Genomic DNA, 2,461 nt, shown 5'->3' with positions numbered 1-2,461 from the left:
TTATCCTTACTTCCGTAGAAATCGTTCGGGTCATCAACTATAAGAATATTCTCTATAACTTGCTCCTGCGAATTTATGGCGTGAAACTTGCTATATAGAACCAAAACACTCTTGTAACTTGTGAAATTTATGAGACTAATTTGTCGCAGTAAAGAATTGGGAAATCGCGCTATTATGGTGAATTCTAGATAAATAATGTTGTGTGAGACGTCAGTGAGATATTTTAAAACAATACGGTAAGTTGTTCCTCACTGTAGACTTGATGCACATATCTAAACATACCCTTACAACTATCAAGTAGAATACTAAGCAGCAAATCCAGGAATCGTTATTACACGTATATCAAATGCTACAAAACGTCCCAATAGACGCACAGCAGAAACAAAACAATAATCAACTCGCCTAATGGACCGAACAAAATTACTTTGCCAGACTACAAGAAGCAGTCTGCGCATCCGCATTGGCGAGCATCTGCTGCCGCAGATCTGTGGGAAGTCTACCATTTCCTTGTTCGAGCTCAGCAAGGAGATCCACGAGTCTAACTTCAAGTTTTTTACTGACGGGCTGCTCACTGACTGTTTTCGTACCTTGTGGAGGTCCCGATCCAATAGGAATAAGCGAAGACGTGAGATTAAGAAATGAGCTTACTACCAGAGATTTTAAAGCATGCGTAATACCTTGAGCAGAGGATGGAGTTTCTTTGCGTTCAAGATCAAATACACAGGTACAGTCTTCTGTGCGATATATATCTCTGTTTTGAGGGAGTTCACCTAATAATACTGGCAACGGGCATTTTTTCTTATCCCAACAGCAATCGAATAAGGTTCTATCTCTGCATATCCTGTCTAATGTACGCTGTAAGCTGATCCCCAGTAGTTCCATTCCTTTTTTCAGGTCTTCAGGTAATACATCGTTTAGCTCTTGATTCATTAACTTTAATATTGCAAGTGACCTTTGTATTTTTTCTGCTACTTCCTTATTAGGCATTGCTCTACTAGTATCACCAGCGGATTTGATAATAGTGCCATATAACTCTTCTAGCCCACCCGCAATGCAATTCACCATATCGTGTAGTCTATTCTTAATAGAGAGAATGCCTAAATCCCCTTCAGCGTCACTTAACTTTTTATCAGTCTTTACGCTCTCTTTCCAATGATGCATTATGGTGAGAGTAAGTGACATACTCTCATTTAGACCCAGTATAAGCAGGTTTGTTTCATCATATATTTTTCCCACACGACTTTTCCCTGTCTCTACATCTGACACGTTCTCTAGGCACTTGTCGAGGAGGATATTACATACTAATGCCGTAGATTCGTATAATCTTATTGCCTCATTCCTCTGTGTTTCCGACACTTGTTCTAGTGCTGGTTTTATGAGAGACATTACTGTCGCCATGCGTAGAACTAAGTGACTTACCGATATACTTCTGTATTGTTCGGGTTTATTCGGAGTGACGAGCGAAGATGTACATATGAAATCATTTATCAGGAGACGTAATAACCAACGCGGCAGCACAGTTTGAATTGCTGATAGACGCACTAAAAGATACCTGCACACGTGTACCATTCGTGTGATATTTCTCAGCTCACAACATCGCTCTTCTGGTTGATTGTCCGATACCTTCTCTTCGTGCACTTCTTGAAATATATGTAGGGCTTGCGTAACATAGATAGAAGCAGCAGTTAAGTATTTTGTATATTCGGCACATTGAGGACTTCTAATAGTCCTCAGGTCGGTTGAGCATGCAATGTTGAGTAAAGCCTCATGGAAAGCACGAACAGTAGATCTAGGGGAAGGAGACATATGGCCTATTCTTCCACCGTGCTGTGTCAGCATATTAATGACATCGCCTATTATAGGCACCAGTAAAGCATTAGTACTTGCCATTCTACATATGCTGTCGTCGTTTCTACTCAGTTCCATGCACCGCCTCAGCAAAGCTCTAGCAGACTTTAGATAAAACAACATGTCGAGCATTTCTCCACTTATTGTCTCATTCGTGGGTGTGAACAACGGTCTTAGTACTTCCGTGTGCAGATGTGATACATCCATGCTCTCAGAACCTGTAGTATCGGTCCTAAGTGGTAGATACTTGAGTTTTGGAAAACGCAAAGGACCATTCATAACTTTCCTCTCCCTCGAAAAAGATACAGCACTCTACCAACTTAAGGATCTCGGCTGCACGAAAATACAAACTATAAGTAGGGACAGCATTCATAACCCCTATAGACAACACGCTACGATTGCAGTATCCTCTATATCCACTACGCGAAAGTTCTGCTTATGCTCAATTTGCATACATCTGATACGTATTATTAATTAATATTATAATATATTTCAAGCAAATAAAGCGTGTGCTACGGTAATAGTATACACTATTTCCTTATAGTATAGGATATATAAGAGCTTTGGTTTGTACATTTAACAAGCCGAGCATTGTTCTTGGGGAACGCGTTAT

1 protein-coding gene is annotated in these 2,461 nt (G+C 40.2%); it reads right to left on the bottom strand.

The genetic code is table 11. The features are described 5' to 3' along the window. Nucleotides 1-420 precede the first annotated feature (420 nt). On the bottom strand, nt 421-2,127 hold the full coding sequence (locus KPX09_RS04980) for a hypothetical protein (RefSeq protein WP_249549262.1): 1,707 nt from the start codon (nt 2,125-2,127) through the stop codon (nt 421-423). Nucleotides 2,128-2,461 lie beyond the last annotated feature (334 nt).

Source organism: Anaplasma phagocytophilum (assembly GCF_023476575.1).
GTDB classification, from domain to species: domain Bacteria; phylum Pseudomonadota; class Alphaproteobacteria; order Rickettsiales; family Anaplasmataceae; genus Anaplasma; species Anaplasma phagocytophilum_A.
This window is presented reverse-complemented; position numbering and strand designations above follow the sequence as displayed.